The organism is Paenibacillus sp. sgz302148 (assembly GCF_056120465.1).
Genome location: NZ_JBVYOJ010000003.1, coordinates 1 through 23,112, shown reverse-complemented (window position 1 = coordinate 23,112; position 23,112 = coordinate 1). Strand labels below are relative to the sequence as shown.

Below are 23,112 nucleotides of genomic sequence, written 5' to 3'. Positions count from 1 at the left end.
ACGCTTCGAATGTCTCAGGTCTACAGAAACGAAAAATGGAGGATTCTACAATGAAAAGCCTTAAAAAAATGTCCGTTATGTTACTAGCTATCACGATGTTGTTCGTATTGGTTTTGTCCGCATGTTCGAGAGGGGAAGGGAACAAGGAAACAACCAAAGAACCGAGTGGCGAGGGGACGGCGACCCAACCGGCGAAAGACGATCAAACACAGCCGAAAGATGATCAAACACAGCCAAAAGACGATAATAAGGCGGAAGCAGGAAAAGAGGAGGAAGTTACGCTCCGCATTCTGACTTGGAACGATTCGCCTGAACAGCTGAAGCTGTACGATCTGTTCATGCAGCAAAACCCGAATATTAAAGTGAAGGTCGAGTTCGCATCGCCGGGCCCTGAAACGATGCAAAAAGCGACGGCTCTTGCCGCAGCGGGAACTCCCGCCGATCTTGCCTGGACGAATGTATTGACCGACTTATATAAGGACGGAATGCTTGAAGACCTGACGCCTTACTTCGAGTCGGATCCGGTATTGAGGAACGCTGCGATTCCGAAGGAAGCTTTGGAATCCATGCAAATCAAAGGGAAGCAATACGGCGTACCCAGAGCGATTAATCCGCTCTTCGTATTCGTAAATAAAGATTTGCTGAGCAAATACGGGATGGAAATGCCGGGGAACGATTGGACATGGCAGCAATTCCGCGAAATGGCGAAAAAAGCGACCGATCCGAAAGTCGGTGAATACGGGATTGGCACGAGCTGGTTTAATATCGCGTTCCCGTTGATGGCGCTCAGCAAGGACAACGGGCATACCCCGAACGTATACTTTTTTAACGAAGATTTTACCGAAATGATGCTTAATGACCCGGGTGTAAGAAGCGACATCGAATGGTATAAGGAGCTTGTGACGAAGGACCGCTCTCTACCAAGCACCAAAGAAGAAAAAGACAAACAGGTGGACGGCTTGTGGACGAACGGCAAAGTGTTGTTCGACGTCATGGGGGTATGGGAAGGAAAAACTAGAAAAGAAGCGGCAAAATTCGATTGGGACGTGCTGCCGCTGCCTTCCGGCACCGCAGATCAGGTTGGAATTAACGAGGTCGCCCCGATGGCCATGTTCAGCGGATCGAAGCACAAGGAAGAAGCGCTTAAACTTCTAGCTTTCCACTTCTCCAAAGAAGCGCAGCTATATATGTTGTCACAAGGCGACTTCCCGCTCACGGAGGACGAGGATGTATGGAAGGCTTTGGAGGAATCGGATATTTGGAAAGGGAAAAATGCAATTGCTTCGAAAAAGTCTTGCTGCACCGATCCGGGAGCGACCATCCCGGCGTGGAGCGAAGTAACGACTTGGTTTCTGGGAGAATTCGTACCTAAAATACGCAATGAAGAAGATTTGAGCGGAAGCCTGCAAACGGCCGGGGAAACGTATAACAAAAAGATGAAGCAATTACGCGAGGAATTGGGACTGTAATTCAAGTTTTCTTTATTCCGGACCTGGATGGACCTTCTTCATCCGGGTTCGGGCATTCATCGTAGGGGGATGAGGCATGAGATTTGCCAAATATCATAAATTGTATATTTCCTTGATCCTCTTCATCGCGGTGATCGGATTTTATGCCGTCAAAGCTTTCACGAACGAGGAAGAGCAATACTCTTCCGTATCGGCGGAAGCGATTGTTCAAAGCCTTCAAGGCAATTCCAAAGATCATTCGGGAATACCAAGCTATATGGCGGTTCGAAACGACGGGATCAACGACGTTCCTCGGGCGGCCGGTCACCCAGCCATAATCGTAGATGCCGTTTCCTATAGCAATCGATCGGCGGACGCCGTCGTCAAAAAAAAGCCGGATCGGGAGATAGGGAAAGAGGTGCTTTCCTGGAGTAACGGGAATGGATGGATGGAATGGGAAGTCGACATTCCGGCAGACGGACCTTACCAGCTTCGTCTTCAATATAAGTCGTTAAAGAAAGGGTTTACGTCCATCAACATCGGACTGGAGATCGATGGGAAATCCCCTTTTCGCGAAGCGAAATCCATAGAGCTCGTTAGAAATTGGAAAGACCTTAAATTTCCGTATGCCCGAAACGCATTAGGCGACGAAATTCGCTCGGAACAGGAAGAAATCGATTCATGGAAAACGGAATTTGTTACGGACTACGCCGTATCGTCCGAACCGTTAATGTTTCATCTGAAGAAAGGAAGCCACTCGATCAAGCTGTCAGGCTTGAATGAACCGCTTGATTTGGCGGAAATTCGCATTCAGTCCCCGAAATCGATCCCGACTTATGAAGAGTACGTCCAAAGCCATGCCGCAGCGGCAAATGAGAAGATGTGGTTTCAGATGATCGAAGCGGAGCAGTATTTGCAAAAATCACATCCTTCCATTCAGACGGGAAACGTCCAGGAGCCTTATGTTTCCCCCGATCCGCAAGGAAGGCTTGTCTACAACGTCATTGACGGAAGCCGTTGGAAAAAAGCCGGACAGTGGATCGAATGGGCGTTTGAAGTGCCCGAGACCGGCTCGTATGAAATCGATATGAAATATTTCCAAAGATATCAAGGGAAGTCGAACGTATACCGTACGATCATGATCGACGGGAAAGTACCTTTTATAGAAATGCTGCATTACACGTTTCCGTATAACAATCAGCTTGAGATTCAACCGTTGCGCAATGAACAAGGCAAGCCGTACCGCTTCTATTTGAACAAAGGCAAACATGTGCTGCGTGCGATCGCCGATGCGTCTCCTCTCGATCCGGCATTGCAATCGTTAAGCACGGCCATTCGAGATCTAAGAAAACTCGAACAGTCCGTTCGGCAAATTACGGGAAATTACGGAGAAGGCATTGGCGATACGAATCGGACATGGGATATAGATACATATATACCTAATATTAGCGATCAACTCCAACATATAAAGTCAAATCTAACGATTGTTAGGGACTATTTAAACGGCATGAATCAACATTCGACGGACGCAACTTCCGCGTTATCGATCTGTATCCGCGAATTATCGGATTTTATCGACGATGTCAATGAAATTCCGAATAAAATGAACAAATTTGCCGATTTGCAAAGCAGATTGAGCGGACAGCTCGATTCCTTGTCGGAACAAGCTTTGATGCTGGATTATCTCGTTGTCCGAACCCCCTCGGCCAAACCGGATTTGAAGCAGTCGACCGTGTCCGCGAAGATTCCGTATGCCATGGGCAATTTCGTCCGGACGTTTTTTATGGATTATAATCTGGGGAAGTTTGCGACGGATCATACGTTGAAAGTATGGGTAGGCCGCGGTAGGGATTATGTCAATTTGCTGCAGGAAATGATCGATCAGCAATTTACGCCGGCGACAGGAATTCAAGTCAACGTCAATCTGATGCCGGATCCGAACGCCCTTATTCTGGGCAACGCTGCAGGTGATCATCCCGATGTAGCGCTCGGGGTCGGGCAAGACGCTCCCGTAGATTATGCGATGAGAGAAGCGGTGGTCGATCTGACGCGATTTGATAATTTCGGCGAAGCGGCTTCGCGGTTTCACCCCGGGGTGCTGCGATCCTTTTCCTACAAAAAAGGCGTTTACGCGCTTCCGGAGACACAGTCGTACAAGATGCTGTTTTATCGCAAAAGCATATTGGAGCAGTTGGAAACGGAAGTACCGCAAACATGGGAGGAGGTATATGCTCTGCTCCCTTCGCTGCAGGAGAAAGGGATGGCATTTTATTACCCGGCCAAAGAGTTCGCGCCGTTTTTCTATCAAAACGGAGCCGAGTTTTATACGTCCGACGGTTTAAAGCCTGCTTTAAACGAGGAGAAATCATATGCCGCATTCGAGCAATGGACGGATTTATTCGCCAAATACGATTTGCCCAAAGAAGTCCCTGCATTTTTCCATCATTTTAAATTAGGGGACATTCCGATCGGCATCGCCGACTTCAACACGTATATCCAATTGCTTGCCGCCGCCCCGGAGATCCGGGACGATTGGGGGATCGCTCCGATACCCGGAGTGAAGCAAACGGACGGAACAATCGCCCGATGGATACCGAACGAATTGACGGCAGGGATGATCATGTCCAAGAGCGATAAGAAAGAAGAGGCATGGAAGTTTTTGAACTGGTGGACTTCTACCGATACGCAGATTCAGTTCGGAAATAATATTGAATCCTTCTACGGGATCGAATATAGATGGAACACGGCCAACCTGCAAGCATTAACGTCTTTGTCATGGCCAGCCGACCATCTGAAGGTCATTCGCGAGCAAAATCGATGGAGCAAAAACATTCCCGTTGTCCCGGGTTCCTATTATTTATCCCGCGAGTTGGACTTTGCATGGAATCAAACGGTCCTCGGGGGAGTGCCGGCCAATGAATCGCTCGAAAAGTCGTTCATCTCGCTGGAGCGAGAAATGAAGAGGAAACAAGCGAATTTGAATTTGTCGCCCTCGGATCAATTCAATATTCCGTCGGTGGAAATGCCATATGATTGGAGGGGGGAATCGCGATGATCGCTTCCCTATGGAAAGAGCGGATCTCCTATTTACTTCTGGCGCCGTTCCTGGTATGTTTTATTGTCTTTATTCTTCTTCCGGTGATCATGGCCGTTTTCTTAAGTTTCACCTCATTTGACGGGTTCAGGTTTCCTCATTTCAACAATATAAGCAACTATGTGAAATTGATTACGCAAGATGAAGTCTTCATGAAATATGCGCTGCCGAACACGTTGAAATTTGCGTTTTTTGTCGGACCGATCGGATATTTGTTGTCGTTTTTTCTCGCTTGGCTCATTTATCAATTGCCCAAAAATGTCCGGGACTACGTCACAATGGCTTGTTACGCACCTTCCATGGCGGGCGGAGTTGCGCTTACGGTCGTTTGGAAGGCGGCGTTCAGCGGCGATTACGTCGGATACATCAATCATTTTTTGATGGAGCTTGGCATGATTAAAACGCCGGTATTATGGCTGCAGGATCCGCAGTACTTGTTGAATATCATGATCGTCGTTACGTTGTGGATGGGTTTTGGGGTCGGATTCCTTGCTTTGCTGGCCGGTCTGGACACGGTGAACAAAGAGTTGTATGAAGCGGGGCGGATTGACGGAATTAAAAACCGGCTTCAGGAAGTGTATTACATTACGGTTCCTTCCATGAAACCGCAAATGTTATTCGGTGCCGTCATGACGATCGTCGGAACGTTGAAGGCCGGAGCCATTTCGGTGCAGCTGTCCGGAATGCCGATTACGCCGAGTTACTCGGGTCATCTGATCTTGAATCATATCGACGATTACGCTTTTATCCGATTCGAGTTAGGCTATGCTTCGATGGTTTCCGTTGTGCTCCTGCTGCTCTCCTATGCCGCATTGAAGCTGAGCTACCGATTGTTTGCGCCGAAGGACGGTGAGTAACCGATGTTCAAGCAGTTGAAGACGATGAACATTACAAATATCGGTTTGTTGGCCTCGTTGCTATTGCTGGCGGCATTCCTGCTTTTGCCGATCGTTTTCATCGTGAATCATGCCTTTAAACCTTTTAACGAATTATTTTTGTTCCCGCCTACGTTTATCGTAAAGGAACCGACCTTGTCCAACTTCTATGAATTGTTTCTGAATTCTTCCGGCGGGGTCGTTCCGTTCACGCGTTATTTGTTCAACAGTCTCGTTGTTGCCGGTTTAACGCTTGCAGCCGTTATTTTTTCCAGCTGTTTTGCAGCCTATGTCCTGTCCAAACATACCTTTTCGCTTAAAAAGATCATTATGGGCTGCATTATGCTCGCGCTCATGTTTGCGCCGGAGACGGTGGCGATTCCAAGATATTTGATTATTAGCGGCCTGGGATTGAACAATACGTATTTTGGCCATATTTTGCCATTCGTCGCATCGACGGTCGGCGTGTTCCTGATGAAACAATTTATCGATCAAGTGCCGAACGAAATATTGGAAGCGGCCAAGATGGACGGCTCGTCCGAGTTCCGCCTATTGTTTCATATCGTGATGCCGCTAAGTTTTCCCGCCATCGCGACCATATCCATTTTAACGTTTCAAGGGGTTTGGGGAGATACGCAAGCTTCGACGTTATTTATGCAGGACGAAACGATGAAGACGCTTCCCTACTATGTAACGGCGCTGACCAGCGGGGCGGCAAACAGCGTTTCCGGTCAAGGGATGGCGGCTGCCGCGGGTTTGCTCTTATTTTTGCCAAATCTGATTATATTTTTGCTGTTTCAACGAAGGATTATGGAAACGATGATTCACTCCGGGGTGAAATAAACGGCGTGGATAAGGGGGGGGCCGATATGCTTAAGATCACGAGAATCGCGATCACTGTCATGCTTGCGGTATGTTTAATGCCTTCGGCTCCGGTATTTGCCGAACAATCTTACCGTTCAACCTATATAGACCACCGTGCCGGGGATGAGGCTTATATCATACAGGATGTATATGCGACATCGACTACGATTGTCGGCTCCGGACAAACCGCATTCAGTCAACCGAGCGATCTGTTTATTACTGATCGCGATCATGTGTTTGTGGCCGATACCGGGAATGACCGGATTGTCGAGCTCGACGGCAAAGGGACATACTTGCGGGAAATCGGGAATACGGACGGACCGGGCAAGCTAAAGTCGCCCGAGGGCGTCTTTGTCGCCAAGAACGGCACGATCTATGCGGCCGATACGGGGAACCAGCGCGTTGCCGTTTATAGCCCGGAGGGCAACTTTGTGCGGGAATATCGCAAACCCGAATCGTCTTATTTGCCCGCGGACTATTATATGGTTCCGGTCAAACTTATCGTAGACGCACGGGGCGTCATGTATATTACTTCCAAAGGCTCTTACCAAGGGCTGCTCCGAATGAATCAACGCGGCGAGTTTACCGGTTTTTTTGCCGCGAATAAAGCAAGCGCCGGGCTCATGGACCGGTTCAAAAAACTGTTTTTCACGCGGGAACAACGCGAACAGGAGAAAGCGATCAGACCGCAAGAGATTTCCAACGTGACGCTCGATAAGGACGGTTTCATATTTACGACCACGCTCGGAATCGGGCAAGGCCAAATTAAAAAAATGAATGCCGGCGGAATCAACCGGTTCGATCAACTCCGAACCGCGAAATTTTCCGGGTCTACGCAAATCGTCGACGTTGCCGTCGACGGGAATTTGTTTTTCTACGTGTTGGATCGCAGCGAGCAAGATTCCGGCTCCTCCCGGGGAATGGTATCCATTTATAGCCCGGGGGCGACCGAATTGTTCCGATTCGGCAAAGTAAGCAATCTTCCCGAACAGCGAGGGGTGTTATCCTACCCGACAAGCATAGCGGTGGATTCGCAGAAACAATTGTGGGTGCTCGACAACGCGCTGAATTTGATCCAGGTATATAAAAGAACCGATTTCGGAGAAACCGTTCTTGCGGCCGCCGCCAATTATTATAAAGGCGATTATGAACGGAGCAAAGCTGATTGGGAAAAGGTCATTTCATTGAATGAAATTATCGGCATTTCTTACATGGGATTGGGCAAGTCGGCACAACGCGAGGGCAAGGTCGACGATGCCATGCAATATTATATGACGGCCTATGATGCGGAGGGTTACTCGGATACGTTCTGGACGTACCGTACGCAGTGGCTTGAAGATCATGTCTTCGCAGTCGCTTCGGGCATCGTTATCGTTATGGTCCTGTATCGGATTCTAGGAAGAAGAGCCGGTCGATATGTGCGGAAAGCTCCTCCCCGATTGCTCGGTTTCATTCACGATCTGAAGGAATGCGCGTATGTCATGTTCCATCCGTATGAGGGGTTTTATAAATTAAAAGGGAAAAAGGTTTCATTCCTCAGCTTGATTACGATCCTTATGTTCGTTTTTCTGGCCAATCTATTGTCCATTTATTGTAGAGGATTCATTTTTCATCCTGTCGATTTGAGCAAGATCAACCTGTTGTATGATCTGGCCTTTTTTTATGTGCCGTGGCTTACGTGGGTGATCGCCAACTATTTGGTCAGCACGGTCAAGCATGGGGAAGGGCATTTCAGGGAAATATTCCAGGCAAGCATATACGCGTTATTTCCTTACATTGTTTTTACGATCCCGATTGTCGGCTTGTCGAACATCCTTGTTCTGGACGAGGCGATTTTGACTCAGTCGTTATCCACCGTCATGTGGTTATGGATTTGCGTCCTGTTTATCGTCAAAACCCAAGTCACTCATAATTTCGAATTCGTCGAAAATTTGAAAAATGTGCTAATCACTTTATTTACGATCGGCATTATCTGGATATTTTCCATGGTAAGCATGGGATTGACGTTTAATTTATACGACTTCATCTATCAACTGTTCAAGGAGGTGACTTTGCTTGGCTAATGTCATCCATACGACAAAAAAGCAATGGATTGTTGCGGGACTCGGTTTGCTTATCGTTTGTTTATGTATCATGTCATGGATCATCTTCCGAATGTCCGAATCGGAAAACCTTCCGATCGAACCGTATCGACCCGCATTCATCGATTTCACGCCTGCTGCGATACCATGGGATCAATCCGGAGGGGATAAAGAAGGATTCGTCGCGGTAAACGAGAACGATAAATGGGCTTTGAGCGTTCATCCGCAGTCCAGCCAAATCCGGTTATCGGATAAACATGCCGGGTACGTGTGGAGCAGCAATCCGACGCAGGAACAGATGAAGAACGAAACCGTAAGAGGGACATTGCTGGCCAACTTGGAGTCTCCTTTTATTATGGAATATTTCGAAAAAACAAGAACGCAGCGTCTGATTGCGAATGCCAAAGACCCGAGCTTGCAGAAAACCTATTCCCGACTGCCCTCGGGAATACAGGTCAATTACGAATTCGTGAAATTGAGCATGAAATTCAGCATCCAGTATGAGCTGACGGACAACGGGCTGAAAGTTTCCGTTCCTTACAAAAGCATCGAGGAGAAAGAAAATTACAAACTGGTCTCGATCGAAGTGCTACCTTTTATGGGAGCAGCCTCTGCAGAGTCGGAGGAAGGTTATTTGTTCGTTCCCGACGGTCCCGGCGGGATTATCCGGTTTCCGCAGAAGCGGGAACTCGTAGGCAAAGGGTACGTGCAGCCGGTGTACGGGCGGGAAATGACGAGCGGAAAAACATTCGACAACGATAGGATGCCGATCGCCATGCCGGTGTTCGGAATGAAGCAGGGCGATCGCGGTTACGTCGCCATTATTCTGAAAGGGGCGGAGTCATCCAATATTCGCGCGATTCCAGCCGGTGTCGCGAATACGTTCCATTCCGTGAACGCGCAGTTCCTTTACCGGGAAGAGTACAACCGGCGGCTGAACTTGAGCGGGAAGTCAGTGCGCGTGTTCCAAGACCGAATGACCGAGCAGGACGGAGTCATCGAATACCGTTTCCTGCACGGACAAGACGCCGGTTATGTAGGGATGGCTAAGGAATACAGGAAATATTTGCTATCAGGCGGACAGCTGCTTCAGCGGCTTCAACCGGTCGAGCATACGCCGCTCGACTTGTCCATTGTCGGAGGCGACTCCAGAGTAGCGTTTGGGCGCAAAGAATACGTCCCGGCAACCACGTTTCAACAGGCGGAGGAAATCGTGACGGACTTGTCGCAATCGGGCGTTTCGAACATGTCGATTACGTATTGGGGATGGCAGGAGGGAGGCAACTTATCCAAGAACAAATCGTTTTCGGCGGAACATAAACTGGGCGGGAAATCGTCGTTGCAATCGCTGGCGCAGAAAATTCACGATCTCGGATACAAGCTGTTTCTAAAGGCCGACCTGTCTTTCGTGAACAAAAAGTATAGCGACTTATCGCCCAAAACATATGGGATACGCAGTATCGAAGGCGACGTGCTGACCTTTGACAATCAGTTTATTTTGAGTCCGGCGACTTCTTTGTGGTTAACGGACGAGATGGCATCCGATGCGAAGCCGCTCGGAGTCGATGGCATCGTCTTTGACCGGATCGGCGAATCGGTGTATCGGGACTATAATCCCGATTATAGGTTTCAGAGGGAGGAAACCGCCTATTACTTTCAAAAAATGACCGCCCGTGCCAAACAAGAGCTCGGATCAAGCGGAATCGTTTATGGAAACAGTTATGCGCTAAAAAATACGGATAGGATTCAAAATTTCCCTAGCGAAACGAATCAAGATTACGTCGTCGACGAGGTGGTCCCTTTTTATCCGATCGCTCTTCACGGCTATGTGGCTTATTCGATGACACCCGGCAATCTGAGAAACCATTACGAGAATGAATTTCTGAGAGCGGTTGAATACGGTGCCATTCCCGCCTTCTTATTCACGTATGAATCGAGCCGAAAATTGATGGACAGTTCGACAAAAGGCATATTCAGCAGCCAATACGCGGTGTGGAAGAAGGCCGCGCTTGAAGAATACGGAAGCTTTGACCAACTGGCCTCCACTTACCATCAAACGATTACGAATCACTGGAAGAAAGCGGAAGGCGTATACGTCACGGAGTATGAGAATGGAGATCAGGTGACGGTAAACTACAATAACAAGCAATTCCGGCTGACGAAGGGGAGAGAGTGATGGGCTTCATATCTCCGAACAAACAAAAAGCGGGAAGATTCATTTACAGATGGAAGGAATACGGAGGCGGCTATTTATTCATGCTGCCGTGGTTGATCGGATTTGGCGTATTCATGGCATTTCCGATCGGATGGTCGTTTTTCTTGTCCTTTCATAAAGTCCGAATGGGGCCGGAAGGGTTTCGCTACGAATGGACCGGTTTGCAAAATTTTAAGGACGCTTTTTTGAAAGACAACATTTATTATGTGGAGCTGATCGGTTTTTTTCAGGATCTGCTCATCATTATGCCGATTATTATCATTTTTTCGCTGTTCGTCAGCATTTTGTTGAACCAGAATTTTCCGGGCCGATTCGTATATCGGGCGATTTTCTTTCTTCCGGTTATTTTTTCGACAGGGCAAGTTTTGACGGAATTGTTCCAGCAAGGGGCGGGGAAACTCCCCTTTATTTCGCAGTATGGCATCGATACGTTCGTATACGCCAACTTCAGCAGTTCGGTTGCCGAGCCGGTCATGAGAATACTCGGCCTGATCATCATCATTTTATGGTCCTCAGGGGTTCAAATCTTAATTTTTATTGCAGGGTTCCAAACGATCCCCAAATCCGTATACGAAGCGGTTAGAATCGACGGCGCATCGCCGTGGGAAAGCTTCTGGAAAATAACGCTGCCCGGAATCATGCCGTTTATCGGGTTAAATATGCTGTATACGATGGTCGATTTGTTTACGTTCCCATTCAATAAAGTGATGGAACATATCAAATCCAACATGTTCAAGGCAGACACGGGGTATGGGTACGCCAGCGCAATGGCATGGATTTACTTTATGATCGCGATCGTGTTTATTGCGCTTATTTTATGGTTTCTGGGAAGAACCAACCGGAAAAGGGGGTAACGGAGTGAAGAACGGAGTTTCGATTCGACAAAGGATGAATCGCTTCGGGTTGCTACTGGCGGGCAAAAGAGCCCAAAAAGTAAAGCTGGTCGTACTCGGAAGGAACGTTAACGACGGTTGGTTAGCGAAACTGTTCATATTATACATGCTCTCCATTGTAGCCTACTTGTACCTCCAGCCTTTTTTGTACATGGTTACGACGATGCTGAAAAATTTGAGCGATTTGCTGGATCCGACGGTACAATGGATTCCGCGAACGATCGACTGGAACAATTTGTCCCGTGCATGGGAAGGTCTTCAGTATCCCGGGTCGTTTTCCAATACGCTCGCGATCGCGCTTATCGGTTCGATTTTTCAAGTCATAATTTGCGCCGTTACCGGTTACGGTTTGGCAAGATTGAGGTTTCCCGGCAAGGGACTCATTTTTTTTCTTGTATTCCTTACATTTTTAATTCCTCCGCAAATCGTCATTATTCCGCGGTATGTCATATTCAGTACGTTCGACTGGCTGAACACGCCTCTCGTTTTTCTTGTTCCGGCTTTGTTCGGCCAAGGAATTAAAAGCGCTTTGTTTATTATTATTTTCAGGCAATATTTCAAGACACTCCCGATGGCGCTGGAAGAAGCGGCCAAAATCGACGGAGCTTCCATGTTCCGGATGTTTTTCCGCATCTTTTTGCCTTTATCGAAATCGGCATGTCTTGTCGTGTTTCTGTTTTCGTTTATTTGGTACTGGAATCAGTATTACGAGCCGTCCATGTTTTTATCAGGCGGTTTTACGCCGCTGTCGATCCGGCTGCAAATGTTGGAGGTTGTGCTGTACGGTTCCGTGACGCATCCTTCGATGAGCGAAATGTTGGCCAATCCCGTAACGGAAGGAACGAAGATGGCGGGCGCGTTCCTCATTGTGTCCCCTCCCTTGCTGCTCTATATGATCATGCAGAGGTGGTTTGTGGAAGGAATCGAAAGAACCGGCATCGTCGATTAATAAGGAGGGGGATCCATGGGCAACATTACATTTCACCATGTGTATAAACATTATAAGGACGAAGCGAAACCTGCCGTCAAAGATTTTCACTTATCGATTGAAAAAGGAGAGTTTCTCGTTTTGGTCGGCCCGTCCGGCTGCGGCAAATCGACGACGCTTCGCATGTTGGCGGGATTGGAGGAAGTATCGGAGGGCGAAATTTACATCAACGACAAGTTCATGAATTACGTATCGCCCAAAAATAGAGATATCGCGATGGTATTTCAAAACTATGCGCTTTATCCGAATTTGTCCGTATACGAAAACATGGCGCTTGGCTTGAAGCTTCGTAAAACCGCCAAGCATGAGATCGAACTGCGAGTGGGCCGGGCGGCGAAAATATTGGAAATATCCCACCTGCTGGACAAAAAACCGAATCAACTGTCGGGAGGACAGAAGCAGCGTGTCGCTCTCGGCAGGGCGATCGTCAGAGAGCCGCAGGTGTTTCTCATGGATGAACCTTTGTCCAACTTGGATGCGAAGCTTAGAGCTCAGACGAGGGCGGAAATCAGCAAGCTGCACGGCGCATTGCAAACGACCATGGTCTATGTGACGCACGATCAGGTGGAAGCCATGACAATGGGAACGCGGATTGTCGTCATGAAGGACGGCATCATCCAGCAAGTGGCTCCCCCGCATCAGTTATATGACGAGCCGGCCAACCTATTCGTGGCCGGGTTTATCGGATCTCCGCAGATGAATTTTATCGAAGGCGGCATTGTGTTGGAGAACGGAAGCTATTACTTTGAGAACCGAAGAATGAAGCTCAGCATTCCCGAACATGTTGCAAAACAATTGCAAAGCGGAGCAGGCAATTGGCGTCAGATCATCATGGGGTTGAGGCCAGAGCATATCGCGCTGGAACCGTCGGATGATAAGGAAGGATGGAGCCTCCCGGCATCGGTAGAAATGAAGGAGCTCATGGGGGCGGACACCTACGTTTATGTCAAAATCGGCGATTACAGCGTCATATCCAGGGCGGAAGCCCATACTCCGGTCGTGGCAGGCGATCATGTAAAGGTTGCATTCAACATGAATAAAGCGCATTTTTTTGATCAACATAGCGGAATGTCCATCCGAAAGCGCGGAGGTGCTGAAAGCGATATTATGGATAAGCAGCTTTGATCGGTTGGAGCGATAGGGGCTGTCCCAAAAGTGTTCGTATTGAATAGGAACGACCAGAATCATGAACGAAAGGACCTCAAATTCCACTGCACAGCGGAGAATGAGGTCCTTTTTTCTGGCAAAATTTAACTCTAATTGGGCGCTAAAAATCATAGATTGACTTTTGGGACAGCCCATGAACGACGCAAATCTTTATGACGCAAGAAATATCCTAGAAGCTCATGACTCCGAGGCCGCAGTTGAATCGGCCGATCCGGCAGGAGCGCCGGCGGATTTAGCAGGGACACCGGAGGACTTCGCAGGGGCGCCGGTGGATTTAGCGGGAGCACCTGTGGATTTCGCAGGAGCACCGGTGGATTTAGCGGGAGCACCGGAGGACTTCGCAGAAGTATCGGTCGATTTGGCGGGCTGGCCTACGCTTTTGTTCCACAGTCTTGATCTGTGCTCGGCAGCCATTTGGGCATGCTCCGTTTGCTTGCTCGATAGGTGCTCGGCCTGTCGGAATTCGGGGAGGACCGACTTCGACAGCCGCTCCGCCTGCGGTTTGGCTGCTTCGTGTTCGGGCTTCAACGTCTCGTTGATTGACCTGCTCGCCTGATTGATCGGTTGGACCGGCTTCAAGGCTTGTTGTTCTTCCGCCTGCTTTGGCTTAAGAGGCCTTTGTACTGTACGCCTTATTTTGGATGGATCGATCACTTGTTTGTTGATGCGTTGGATCAGCGAAGGATCGCGAATGACGACCCGCCTGACAGGCTGCTTCTGCGCAGCGGGTGGCGCTGCTCCATTGCGCTGAATGCGCTGAGGCCGCTCCGTCTCGACATGACGCTGAACGCGCTGAGGTTGCTCGGCCTCCGCGACTGGCGTGGTTTGCGCGGACAGCTTCGCTTTTTTGTAAGAGCAAATACGGCGGTACATCGTTTTGTCCTTCAAATAATTGAACAGCGCCAGCATCGGCAAAAAGTTGGCCTCGATAATCCATACCTTGCCGTTGCGGTCGATTCCCAAATCGAGTCCGACCGTGCGCAAATTGCTGTAATGTTGGCCCAGATGAGCCGCAGTCTGAAGAGCGAGCTTATCGATCTTGCCGACCAGATCGGCTTTCTTAGCGGTTATTTTCGCCCTTGCGATCGCCGATTCTACCGTTGTGACCTTGCCGTGGCTCCGCTTGATATTCGTTACGATAAAGCCCTTGCCGGCTACTTTGGCAAGCTTCCCGGTGACGATCCAGGCTGAACTCGTATTTTTGCGTTGGACCATAACCCTCAAATCGAATGGACGCCCGTCCACCCGCGCAAGTGCGATACGGCGCTGTACGATGCAGCCTTTTGCTGCCCGTCCTTGGATAAAGTCGCCGAGCGCCGGTTTGCTGTTGAAATGCTTGACCACGCTTTCGAAACGGACCGTATATTTCCCTTTTCCGCGCTGCGCCACTTGAATGACCCCGCTGCCGCCATAACTGCCCGACGGCTTGACAATAACATTGCCGTATTTGCCGAGCATTTGCCAGAATACGTCCAGATTCATCACGTGCGTTTCCGGCAGCGCCTGCGATAAGGCGGGAGATAGACTCATGATGCGATGCTTGCTGAGCTTCCCATGTCCCGGGTTAGACAATCGCTCCACCTTCTTGTTGCTCCACGACGATGTCGTGGGATTCTACACGCTGAACTTGGTTCCGTTCATCCACAAAAACGACCTGCGGCTTCAATTGTTCGATTTCTTCCTCCGTAAACAACCCCATGCTGAGGATAATGACCAGATCGCCGGGCTGGAACAAGTGCGCGGGCGGTCCGTTTAAGCATATTTTCCCGGATAATTCGGGCCCAGGAAGCGCATAGGTCTTCCAGCGAGTTGCGTTGCGAAGGCTCGTAATTTGCACCATTTCATACGGTTTGATATTAGCATGCTTCATTAAAGCAGCATCAATCGTGATGCTGCCCACATAGTTCAAGTCGGCCTCGGTAACCGTGGCGCGATGGATTTTGCCCTTGCACATCATTCGCTGCATCGTGAGACGGATCCTCCCTTATCGGACGATATGGTTCAATGTATGACGGCTGTTATACGTTTGCTTCCGGTATCCGCCCAAACCGGATGAATCGTAGGTGGGAGCCGTTCCATATTTGTGCTTATGGCGTACCGTGGATAAGACAGCTTTTGAAGGAGGCGAACCATGAAAACGCGCTGGTTGGTTTGTTTGAAGTGCGCCGGGAAGCAACCGTTCAGTCTTATCGGAAAATGTACCTGCGGCGGGACGCTGCTGGTCGAATACGATATGGACGAGGTTAAATATACGTTTAACCGTGGGGCCTTGCGCGACCGGGAAACGACGATGTGGCGTTATTTCGAATTGCTGCCCGTCGAAGCGCAGAGATCGGTCGTCAGCTTGGGCGAAGGGTGGACGCCGCTAGTCCGGCTTTCGGCGCTCGAAGCGAAACTTCCGGTTCAATCGCTTTATGTCAAAAGAGAAGAGCAGAACCCGACGGGCAGCTTCAAAGCCCGCGGTTTTTCGGTTGCGGTTTCGCTGCTGGCGGAGGACGGAGCGGACAAAGCCGCCGTTCCATCCAACGGCAATGCCGCATCGGCACTCGCCGCTTATGCCGCGCGAGCGGGCATGAGCGCCTTCGTGTTCATGCCGAAGGATTGCCCGCCTGCCATCGTGGAGGAGTGCATTCATTACGGCGCGTCGGTTTGTTTGGTTGACGGATATATTCATGATGCGGGGAAAATCGTCGAAGACGGGAAAATAGAGCAAGGCTGGCGTAACGTCGGAACGCTGAAGGAACCCGGACGGGTCGAAGGGAAAAAAACGATGGGCCTCGAGCTTGCGGAGCAGTTCGGCTGGAAGCTGCCTGACGTCATCGTATACCCGACGGGCGGAGGTTCGGGTGTCGTCGGTTTGTGGAAGGCGTTCAACGAATTGAAGGCGCTTGGCATGGTGGAAGGCGACTTGCCGAGGATTATAAGCGTGCAGGAGGAAGGATGTCAGCCGATCGTCGACGCGATGGCAAGCGGCGGCCCGGTTGCGGAAACGGAAGGAACCGTATCGGCTGCGCCGACGGGCCTCAGGGTACCCAGCCCGCCGGACGGCGAGCTGATCGTCCGGATCTTGCGGCAGACGGGCGGATCGGCCGTCGCGGTAAGCCGGCGGGAAATCGAGGAGGCACAGCGCTTATTCGGATGCCACGGCATTTCGTCTTCGCCGGAGGGCGCGGCGACGCTGGCCGGTTTGCAGCGGCTATGCGACAGCGGTACGGTGCGCCGGAGCGACCGCGTCGTGCTGTTCAATACGTCCCATGCGATGAAGTATATCTCCGGCCCGATAGACTCTCAGGTGCCGTTTGCGCGCAACTACGGAGAGTGGATCAAGCAGACGGGGGCGGAGGGACGCGTCCGGTAACGTTGGCTTTATCGATTGCGATGCATTGCAAGATAGCGAGCTCATGCACCCGATCGGAATCGGCCCTGCTGCCGTTGATAACGGATCTGTTGCCACCCGGGAATGATCCAATTGCTCATCAAGGCACAGGTTCTGCGGGGCAGGGCTGATGCAGCCGTACTTCCATACTCCGATGCAGATGGAGTACGGCGAAACTGTGGGCCAGGCGTACGGGAGACAACGCGAGTCCGATCGGCCTGTTACAAAGGAGCTGCCTCCGTGGCGGTTTGCTTGTGCTTGCGGTTTAGCGCAGGCAGGACAAGCAAGTAATACAAGCTTGCGATGAGGATGCAAGCCCCAAGCAGGATATACATCATACCGATGGTCAGCAGGGAAGGGAAGGCCAAGGCGATCAGTCCTAATGCGGCGGACTGCGCCAGCATCATGAGCGGTTCGATCCAGGCGTTGACGCGGCCCATCTTGCCGGGATCGACCAACTGTGGGATCCAGCCGCCAAGTGCGACGTTGACCGGGGCGAGAATCATGCCGACGATCAGAACGACTGCCAAGTAGACCCAGACGTCCTCGGCAAACGCCAGCACGACGGTCGAAGCCCCGGACAGCAGCAGTCCCGCGATGACGACGGCAGGTTCCGAAAATTTCTTGACGAGCGGGGCGCCTAGCGCGCTGCCGATAAGGAACCCGATGCCAAGAAATACGGTAATAAGCGAAGAATATTCCTGGTAGTGCTCAGGGCTAAGCTTATATTTCATCGTGAACATCGGCAGCACGGCAAATCCGCCGTTGACGAAGCCGAACATAAAAAAACCGGTGATGATGGCCAGCAGCAGTTTATTGCTGCGAATATAGGCGAAGCCTTCCCCGAAATCGGCCGTCACGGCCCGAAGGCGCAGGCTTCCAAGCCGGGACTTGCCGTTCGGCAGCCGCACGTCCATCGAGAAGCGACAGAGCGATACGCATATGCCGGAGAGGATAAAGCTGACGCCGTCGATGAGGACCGCCCCCTCCATGCCGATCCAGTGGTAGGCGATCGCGCCCAAGCCGGTGCCGAACAGCATGAACAATCCCATGACCGTCTGATTCAAGCCTGCCGCCTGCACGTATTGCTCGGGCTGCATGATGCCTTGAAGCAAGCTTGCCTCGGCAGGGGCGAAAAACTTCGAAACGGCGCTGCGCAGAAACAATATCGCGAACGTCGCGATAATCCAGTCATAGTGTATCGTAAAGAATAGCAGGGCGGTTAACCCGGCGCGTATCCAATCGCTGTTCGCGGCGATTTTCTTGCGGTCGAACCGATCGGCGAGCACGCCGACGAACAGGAAGACGAGCAGCGTCGGCAGCGAATACATCAGCTCCGCCAAGGTGGCGTAATAAGGCTGCGAGCTGAAACGATCGAGCAGGTAGAAGGCGAAAGCCATGTTGCCGATGACGGTGCCGAGCTGCGACGCGAAGTTGGCGATAAACAGTTTCGAGAAGTTTGCGTTTTTGAACAAGCTCATGGTTGGGTTCCTCCTTCTATGCGGACGCCGAGCAGCTGCTTGAGATGGGCTGCCAGCATATCGATTTGCAGCGGGATATCCAATTGATCCGGATCGCCGGCAAGCGAGTGCATCAGGATGCCGTCCAAATGCGAGGCCATGAATTTGGCGATGGCCGTAAGCGGAACGGCGGGGGCGAATTCGCCGCGTTCGACGCCGATGTTCAATATGGCGACGACGCTGGCGATGGAGCTGTTATACCTGCGCTCAAAGATGGCTCTGCGGTTTTCGTCGCGCCAGCCCGACGTATAATATTCGAAAAAAGCGGGAGCGACGCCGTCCCGGGCCTGTGCAAGTTCCATCATATGCTGGGCCAAATTCGCCTCCAGCGCTTCCCACACGGTGGCGGCGCCGGCAAGCTGATCGTTCATCTCGTTGACGTTCTGCTGATCGTTCTGGGCGACAAGCGCTTCGAAAATTTCCTCCTTGGATTGAAAATAGAGGTAAATCCAGCCGCGGCTCATCTCCGCTTCCTCGACGATATCCTTCATCGTCGCCGGTTCGTAGCCTTTACGTATGAATACGCGAACGGCAGCGTCCAATATTTGCTTCCTTCGTTGTTCCTTGTGCTCCTCCGTTACTTTAGGCGACATGTGATCGCTCCTTTCCTGGGTGACCGAAAAAATAAATGAACCGTATGTCATTTATAATAATGACACGCGGTTCATTTTGCAAGGGGGGGATGGAAATATTTTTATGACCTTATTTTTGCCAGAGCACGGGGAACGGGTCGCCCGCAAACAAATCGCCGTCTTGGCCGTTCAGCAAACCGACGTTCATGTGGCCTTCGCCGACGGTGCCTTTTTTGTACCGGGTATCGCCCGTCATCAAGTGGACCGCCATCGAACGGCGCGGCTGGTCGGTCGTGTTCGGCCCGCTGCCGTGAATCGTCAGCGCGTGATGGAAGCTGACTTGTCCGGCTTTCATGATGAACGGAACGGTGGTGAACCGTTCGCCTTCCGGCAGGTCCATTTCTTCTTGCTGCTTCTCGATATTTTGCTCGAAGAAGTCGTTTACTTTCAGCAGCCCCCATTTATGGCTGCGCGGCACGGCTTGCATGCATCCGTTGGACAAGTCGACGTCAGTGAACGCCACCCAAGCGGTGACCAACGAAGGTTCGGCACAGCACTGCCAGTAGGAATAATCCTGATGCCAGCCGACATTCGCCGTTTCTTTTTTCGTATTGCGGCCGGGTTTATACAGCAGCTGGTCGTGCCACAATCTGATGCAGTCCGCATTCATTAACGCGCCGGCGATTTCGCCGATGGCCGGGCTTGTGGCGACGCCGCGCAGCGTCAGGTCGGACCAATGCGAATTATCGGTTTTGCGGAGCGCGCGAGGGTTGTCGCCGTTTTTCCAGTAGCCGCCCCACGGCTTGCGGCCGGTCTCGAATTTTTCGTCGTAAATAAGCTCCATATGCTCGATAATGCCGGCTAGTTCCTCGTCGCTGAATATTTTTTGCGAAACCCAATATCCGTTTTCCTTGAAAAATGCAATATCTTCTCCCGTAGGCATCAAGTGACTTGGTGTGCTCATCGATTTCCGGCTCCTTTATTGTTTTTGGTTGTCCTTTGTCGTTCGTCGTAACGTTACAAGCCTATTGTAGAGCGCCGTTTGCGTTTCGTCTTTGTTTCCGCAGGGCATGTTTTTAAACATTTTGATCATCCGTACTATATGATTTGACGATATGGTATGATGGGTACGGAAGGACGGATCTACAATTTCTGGATGGGGAGCCGGTGTAGATTGGGAGTTAAAGCGGTCTATTTCGATTTGTTCGAGACGCTCATTTCGGAGTTTGCGGACGGGCAGCGAATTTCGAAAAGGCACTATGATTACCGGGAGCTGCTCGGGATCGAATGGAAGGATTTCAAGGCGGAGTGGGGAAGCCGCCAGCAGAGACGGATGACCGGCGAGCTACCGAACTTCCCCGCGGTGATCGAGGATATATTACGCTTGCGCGGATTGCCTCCAAGGGACGAGTCGGTCCGACATTTGCTGGAGGAGCGGGTGAAGGACAAGGTGCTGCCGTTCCTTCAAATCCGCCCGGATGTTATGGCCATGCTGAAGGAGCTTCGGCAGCGGGGCATTCGCCTCGGCCTGATCAGCAACTGTACGGAAGAAGAGGTTACCTATTGGGAGAAGAGCGAGCTGTCGCCGTATTTTGACGACGTCATTTTCTCCTATAAAGTTGGCTTGGCCAAACCCGACCCGCGTATTTATCGGCTTGGCTGCGAACGGTTGTCGGTTGCTCCGGAGGAAGCGTTATTCGTCGGCGACGGCGGATCGGACGAATTGAACGGCGCCTTTGGCGCAGGACTGCGCGTCGTCCACGCGGTATGGTTTAACGCAACGATCGGAAGCGATTATCGACGGGCGGCTGATCCGATGGATATTGTAATAGCGCTGGAAGGCGAAGAGGCGGCGGGATAAAGGTTGCAAGCGACATGACAGATATGAAGGACATGACAGATATGAAGGACATGACGGGAAAAAGCAAGCGGATCGTGCAAGGCATACTCTGGATCGTGTTTATCGGCTATACGGCGCTGCTCGTCTATTGGATGTTTGCCGGCTTCGGCCGGGTCAGGCACGAAACGGGCGGGCTGCGGTACAATCTTGTGCCGCTCCGAACGATCAAGAACTATTTCGTCAACTTTCATCATTTCCATTTATCGACTTGGGTTATCAATGTGTTCGGCAATATCGGGGTGTTCATGCCCTTCGGCGTGCTGCTGCCTGCCTTGTTCCGGCGGGCGCGCCGATGGTACCGGTTCTACGCCGCGTTCATTAGCGGCTTGCTCGTATTGGAGCTGCTGCAAATGCTGCTTCATGTGGGCAGCTTTGACGTGGACGACCTCATTTTGAACTCTGTCGGAGCGATGGCCGCTTATTTTCTATACGATGCGATTTCTCGCCGCTATGGAGGCGGCTGTTAACGTCATCCGGAGACGTCGGAGCTGTAGACGGCCGCATAGTGGCTGTAAGTCCGATTCGGGTATACCGAAGCGGTCGTATTATGCTGCACGGTTTGTCCGGCGCGACGAAAGCTTAGAAAAAGCAGGATCGGAAGAGGAAAAAGCCATCGTCGTGAAGAATACGACATGGAGTGAATCGGCAATCGCGGTTAAGCAGGCCGGTCAGCCTTTGGCGCAATCAACAGCTAGGTCAGCGTAATTGACAGCGTATTCAATCTCGTTGATTTTGCTGGTGCGAAACCAGCGGACCTGCACATTCGGATGCTTCAAGCCATCTATTATGTATTCCAATGACAGGCCATTGAATACAACGTAACTGAAGAACAAGAGGAGCGATTCGAATCCGTTTGTTGCGATCGTCGAATGGGTCCGAGGGGAGTATCGGTTTCGGGCTCGCAAACTTCCAAGGAGGAACTGTGGTATGGCACTTATTCAATGCAAGTTTTATTCCGAAGCATTAGGGTTAAGCACGCAAATGACGGTCATTTTGCCGGAGCACACGACAACGCAAATCGGGATGGAAAACCGCAAGCGCGGCAAACTGCATCCCACGTTGTACTTGCTGCACGGGTTGTCGGACGACGATTCGATCTGGCTTCGCCGCACCTCGATCGAGCGCTACGCGGCGGCTTACGGCATCGCGGTCGTCATGCCGCAGGTGCATCGCAGCTTCTATACGGATATGGAGCACGGCTACAACTACTGGACGTTTATTAGCGAAGAGCTGCCGCACGCGGCCCGTTCGTTTTTCCCGCTTTCGTCCGAGCGCGAGCATAATTTCGTCGCAGGACTGTCGATGGGCGGGTACGGCGCATTCAAGCTGGGGCTGCGTTGCCCGGACAAATTCGCAGCGGCCGCCAGCTTATCCGGGGCGCTGGATTTGGCATATTCGAACGCCATTGAACGATTTCCTTCGGATTACCGGTTGATCTTCGGCAACCGCCAAGTGGCGGGGTCGGACGACGATCTGCTGCATGTGCTTGGAGAGCTGGACAAGAAGGACGTTCCGAAGCCGATGCTGTACCAGATCTGCGGTACCGAGGATTTCTTGTATCAGGAAAACTTGACGTTCCGGGATGCGTGCAAGCGCACGAGCATACCGTTAACGTACAAGGAAGGTCCGGGCGACCATACCTGGGAATATTGGGACGAACATATTCAAGACGTATTGGCTTGGCTTCCGCTCAAATAAACCGAATCGAGCCGCCGCGGCGCAAACACGGACTTGCATCAGCAGGTCCCAATGCACCACGGCGTTTTTTTTATTTTGTGCAAGGAGGTGCCGTAATACTGAAGTGGTGCATGATGTGCGGGGATGGGCTTAAGTAATCGTGATGTTGATGTGGAAAGAGGTAGGTTTGAGTAGTCTTTGTGCATGGTGCGATATGAGTTAGGCTCGAGCAAATCGAAATAACTACAATTCTACATTTATTTCCCACGCAGACTTTGAAGTAACTCGAATAGCTGCGAAAATACATCTATTTTCCGGGTATATTCCGCTATTGGAGTTGAGTCTATATAATTGTGTAAAATGCTAGGTTCTCTAAAAAAGGGGGAGCCATAGGCAGAATCCTCGTTTAGAATGTAGTTGTCGAGACCCATTCAGAGGAGGA

Annotated in this window: 18 protein-coding genes; 13 read left to right on the top strand and 5 right to left on the bottom strand. The window is 51.0% G+C overall.

Annotation, left to right across the window (positions count from 1 at the left end):
- Positions 1–50 precede the first annotated feature (50 nt).
- The 9 genes from AC0LWM_RS05515 to AC0LWM_RS05475 all read left to right on the top strand — a co-directional run bounded on the left by AC0LWM_RS05515 (position 51) and on the right by AC0LWM_RS05475 (position 13,583).
- A complete protein-coding gene (locus tag AC0LWM_RS05515) occupies positions 51–1,469 on the top strand; it encodes an ABC transporter substrate-binding protein (protein ID WP_474673912.1) in 1,419 nt (472 codons plus the stop codon).
- A gap of 76 nt (positions 1,470–1,545) precedes the next feature.
- Complete coding sequence (locus tag AC0LWM_RS05510; RefSeq protein WP_474673911.1) at positions 1,546–4,503, top strand: extracellular solute-binding protein; 2,958 nt, start codon at positions 1,546–1,548, stop codon at positions 4,501–4,503.
- Positions 4,500–5,399, top strand: a complete 900-nt coding sequence (locus AC0LWM_RS05505) for a carbohydrate ABC transporter permease (RefSeq protein ID WP_474673910.1) — start codon at positions 4,500–4,502, stop codon at positions 5,397–5,399. The genes AC0LWM_RS05510 and AC0LWM_RS05505 overlap by 4 nt, the downstream gene beginning before the upstream one ends.
- A 3-nt stretch (positions 5,400–5,402) precedes the next feature.
- On the top strand, positions 5,403–6,260 hold the full coding sequence (locus AC0LWM_RS05500) for a carbohydrate ABC transporter permease (protein WP_474673909.1): 858 nt from the start codon (positions 5,403–5,405) through the stop codon (positions 6,258–6,260).
- Between the two features lie 26 nt (positions 6,261–6,286).
- A complete protein-coding gene (locus tag AC0LWM_RS05495; RefSeq protein WP_474673908.1) occupies positions 6,287–8,344 on the top strand; it encodes a YIP1 family protein in 2,058 nt (685 codons plus the stop codon).
- Positions 8,337–10,538, top strand: a complete 2,202-nt coding sequence (locus AC0LWM_RS05490) for a DUF5696 domain-containing protein (RefSeq protein ID WP_474673907.1) — start codon at positions 8,337–8,339, stop codon at positions 10,536–10,538. Before AC0LWM_RS05495 ends, AC0LWM_RS05490 begins: the two co-directional genes overlap by 8 nt.
- Entirely contained in the window at positions 10,538–11,431 is an 894-nt protein-coding gene (locus AC0LWM_RS05485; protein WP_474673906.1) for a carbohydrate ABC transporter permease, read from the top strand. Before AC0LWM_RS05490 ends, AC0LWM_RS05485 begins: the two co-directional genes overlap by 1 nt.
- A 4-nt stretch (positions 11,432–11,435) precedes the next feature.
- Positions 11,436–12,419 carry a carbohydrate ABC transporter permease gene (locus tag AC0LWM_RS05480; RefSeq protein WP_474673905.1) on the top strand — a complete coding sequence of 328 codons (984 nt, stop codon included), beginning with the start codon at positions 11,436–11,438 and terminating at the stop codon, positions 12,417–12,419.
- 15 nt (positions 12,420–12,434) lie between these two features.
- Entirely contained in the window at positions 12,435–13,583 is a 1,149-nt protein-coding gene (locus tag AC0LWM_RS05475) for an ABC transporter ATP-binding protein (protein ID WP_474673904.1), read from the top strand.
- A gap of 219 nt (positions 13,584–13,802) precedes the next feature.
- On the opposite strand, the gene AC0LWM_RS05470 is transcribed toward AC0LWM_RS05475, so the two are convergent.
- Both AC0LWM_RS05470 and panD read right to left on the bottom strand, forming a co-directional pair.
- Positions 13,803–15,206, bottom strand: a complete 1,404-nt coding sequence (locus AC0LWM_RS05470) for a YheC/YheD family protein (protein WP_474673903.1) — start codon at positions 15,204–15,206, stop codon at positions 13,803–13,805.
- Positions 15,190–15,591, bottom strand: coding sequence for an aspartate 1-decarboxylase (gene panD, locus AC0LWM_RS05465; RefSeq protein ID WP_474673902.1), 402 nt, complete (start codon positions 15,589–15,591; stop codon positions 15,190–15,192). Before panD ends, AC0LWM_RS05470 begins: the two co-directional genes overlap by 17 nt.
- 165 nt (positions 15,592–15,756) lie before the next feature.
- Here panD and AC0LWM_RS05460 point away from each other — a divergent pair, with 165 nt between their 5' ends.
- The gene (locus AC0LWM_RS05460; protein WP_474673901.1) at positions 15,757–16,983 is read left to right on the top strand and encodes a threonine synthase; all 1,227 of its coding nucleotides are present in this window, start codon (positions 15,757–15,759) and stop codon (positions 16,981–16,983) included.
- Positions 16,984–17,222: 239 nt separating this feature from the next.
- On the opposite strand, the gene AC0LWM_RS05455 is transcribed toward AC0LWM_RS05460, so the two are convergent.
- The 3 genes from AC0LWM_RS05455 to AC0LWM_RS05445 form a co-directional block, all read right to left on the bottom strand.
- On the bottom strand, positions 17,223–18,482 hold the full coding sequence (locus AC0LWM_RS05455; protein WP_474673900.1) for an MFS transporter: 1,260 nt from the start codon (positions 18,480–18,482) through the stop codon (positions 17,223–17,225).
- Positions 18,479–19,114, bottom strand: coding sequence for a TetR/AcrR family transcriptional regulator (locus tag AC0LWM_RS05450; protein WP_474673899.1), 636 nt, complete (start codon positions 19,112–19,114; stop codon positions 18,479–18,481). The genes AC0LWM_RS05455 and AC0LWM_RS05450 overlap by 4 nt, the downstream gene beginning before the upstream one ends.
- 109 nt (positions 19,115–19,223) lie before the next feature.
- The gene (locus tag AC0LWM_RS05445; RefSeq protein WP_474673898.1) at positions 19,224–20,057 is read right to left on the bottom strand and encodes a phytanoyl-CoA dioxygenase family protein; all 834 of its coding nucleotides are present in this window, start codon (positions 20,055–20,057) and stop codon (positions 19,224–19,226) included.
- A gap of 210 nt (positions 20,058–20,267) precedes the next feature.
- Here AC0LWM_RS05445 and AC0LWM_RS05440 point away from each other — a divergent pair, with 210 nt between their 5' ends.
- From AC0LWM_RS05440 to AC0LWM_RS05430, 3 genes are all read left to right on the top strand, one after another.
- The gene (locus AC0LWM_RS05440) at positions 20,268–20,954 is read left to right on the top strand and encodes an HAD family hydrolase (protein WP_474673897.1); all 687 of its coding nucleotides are present in this window, start codon (positions 20,268–20,270) and stop codon (positions 20,952–20,954) included.
- A gap of 14 nt (positions 20,955–20,968) precedes the next feature.
- Positions 20,969–21,460, top strand: a complete 492-nt coding sequence (locus tag AC0LWM_RS05435) for a VanZ family protein (protein ID WP_474673896.1) — start codon at positions 20,969–20,971, stop codon at positions 21,458–21,460.
- 460 nt (positions 21,461–21,920) lie between these two features.
- Complete coding sequence (locus tag AC0LWM_RS05430; RefSeq protein WP_474673895.1) at positions 21,921–22,691, top strand: alpha/beta hydrolase; 771 nt, start codon at positions 21,921–21,923, stop codon at positions 22,689–22,691.
- Positions 22,692–23,112: the final 421 nt, after the last annotated feature.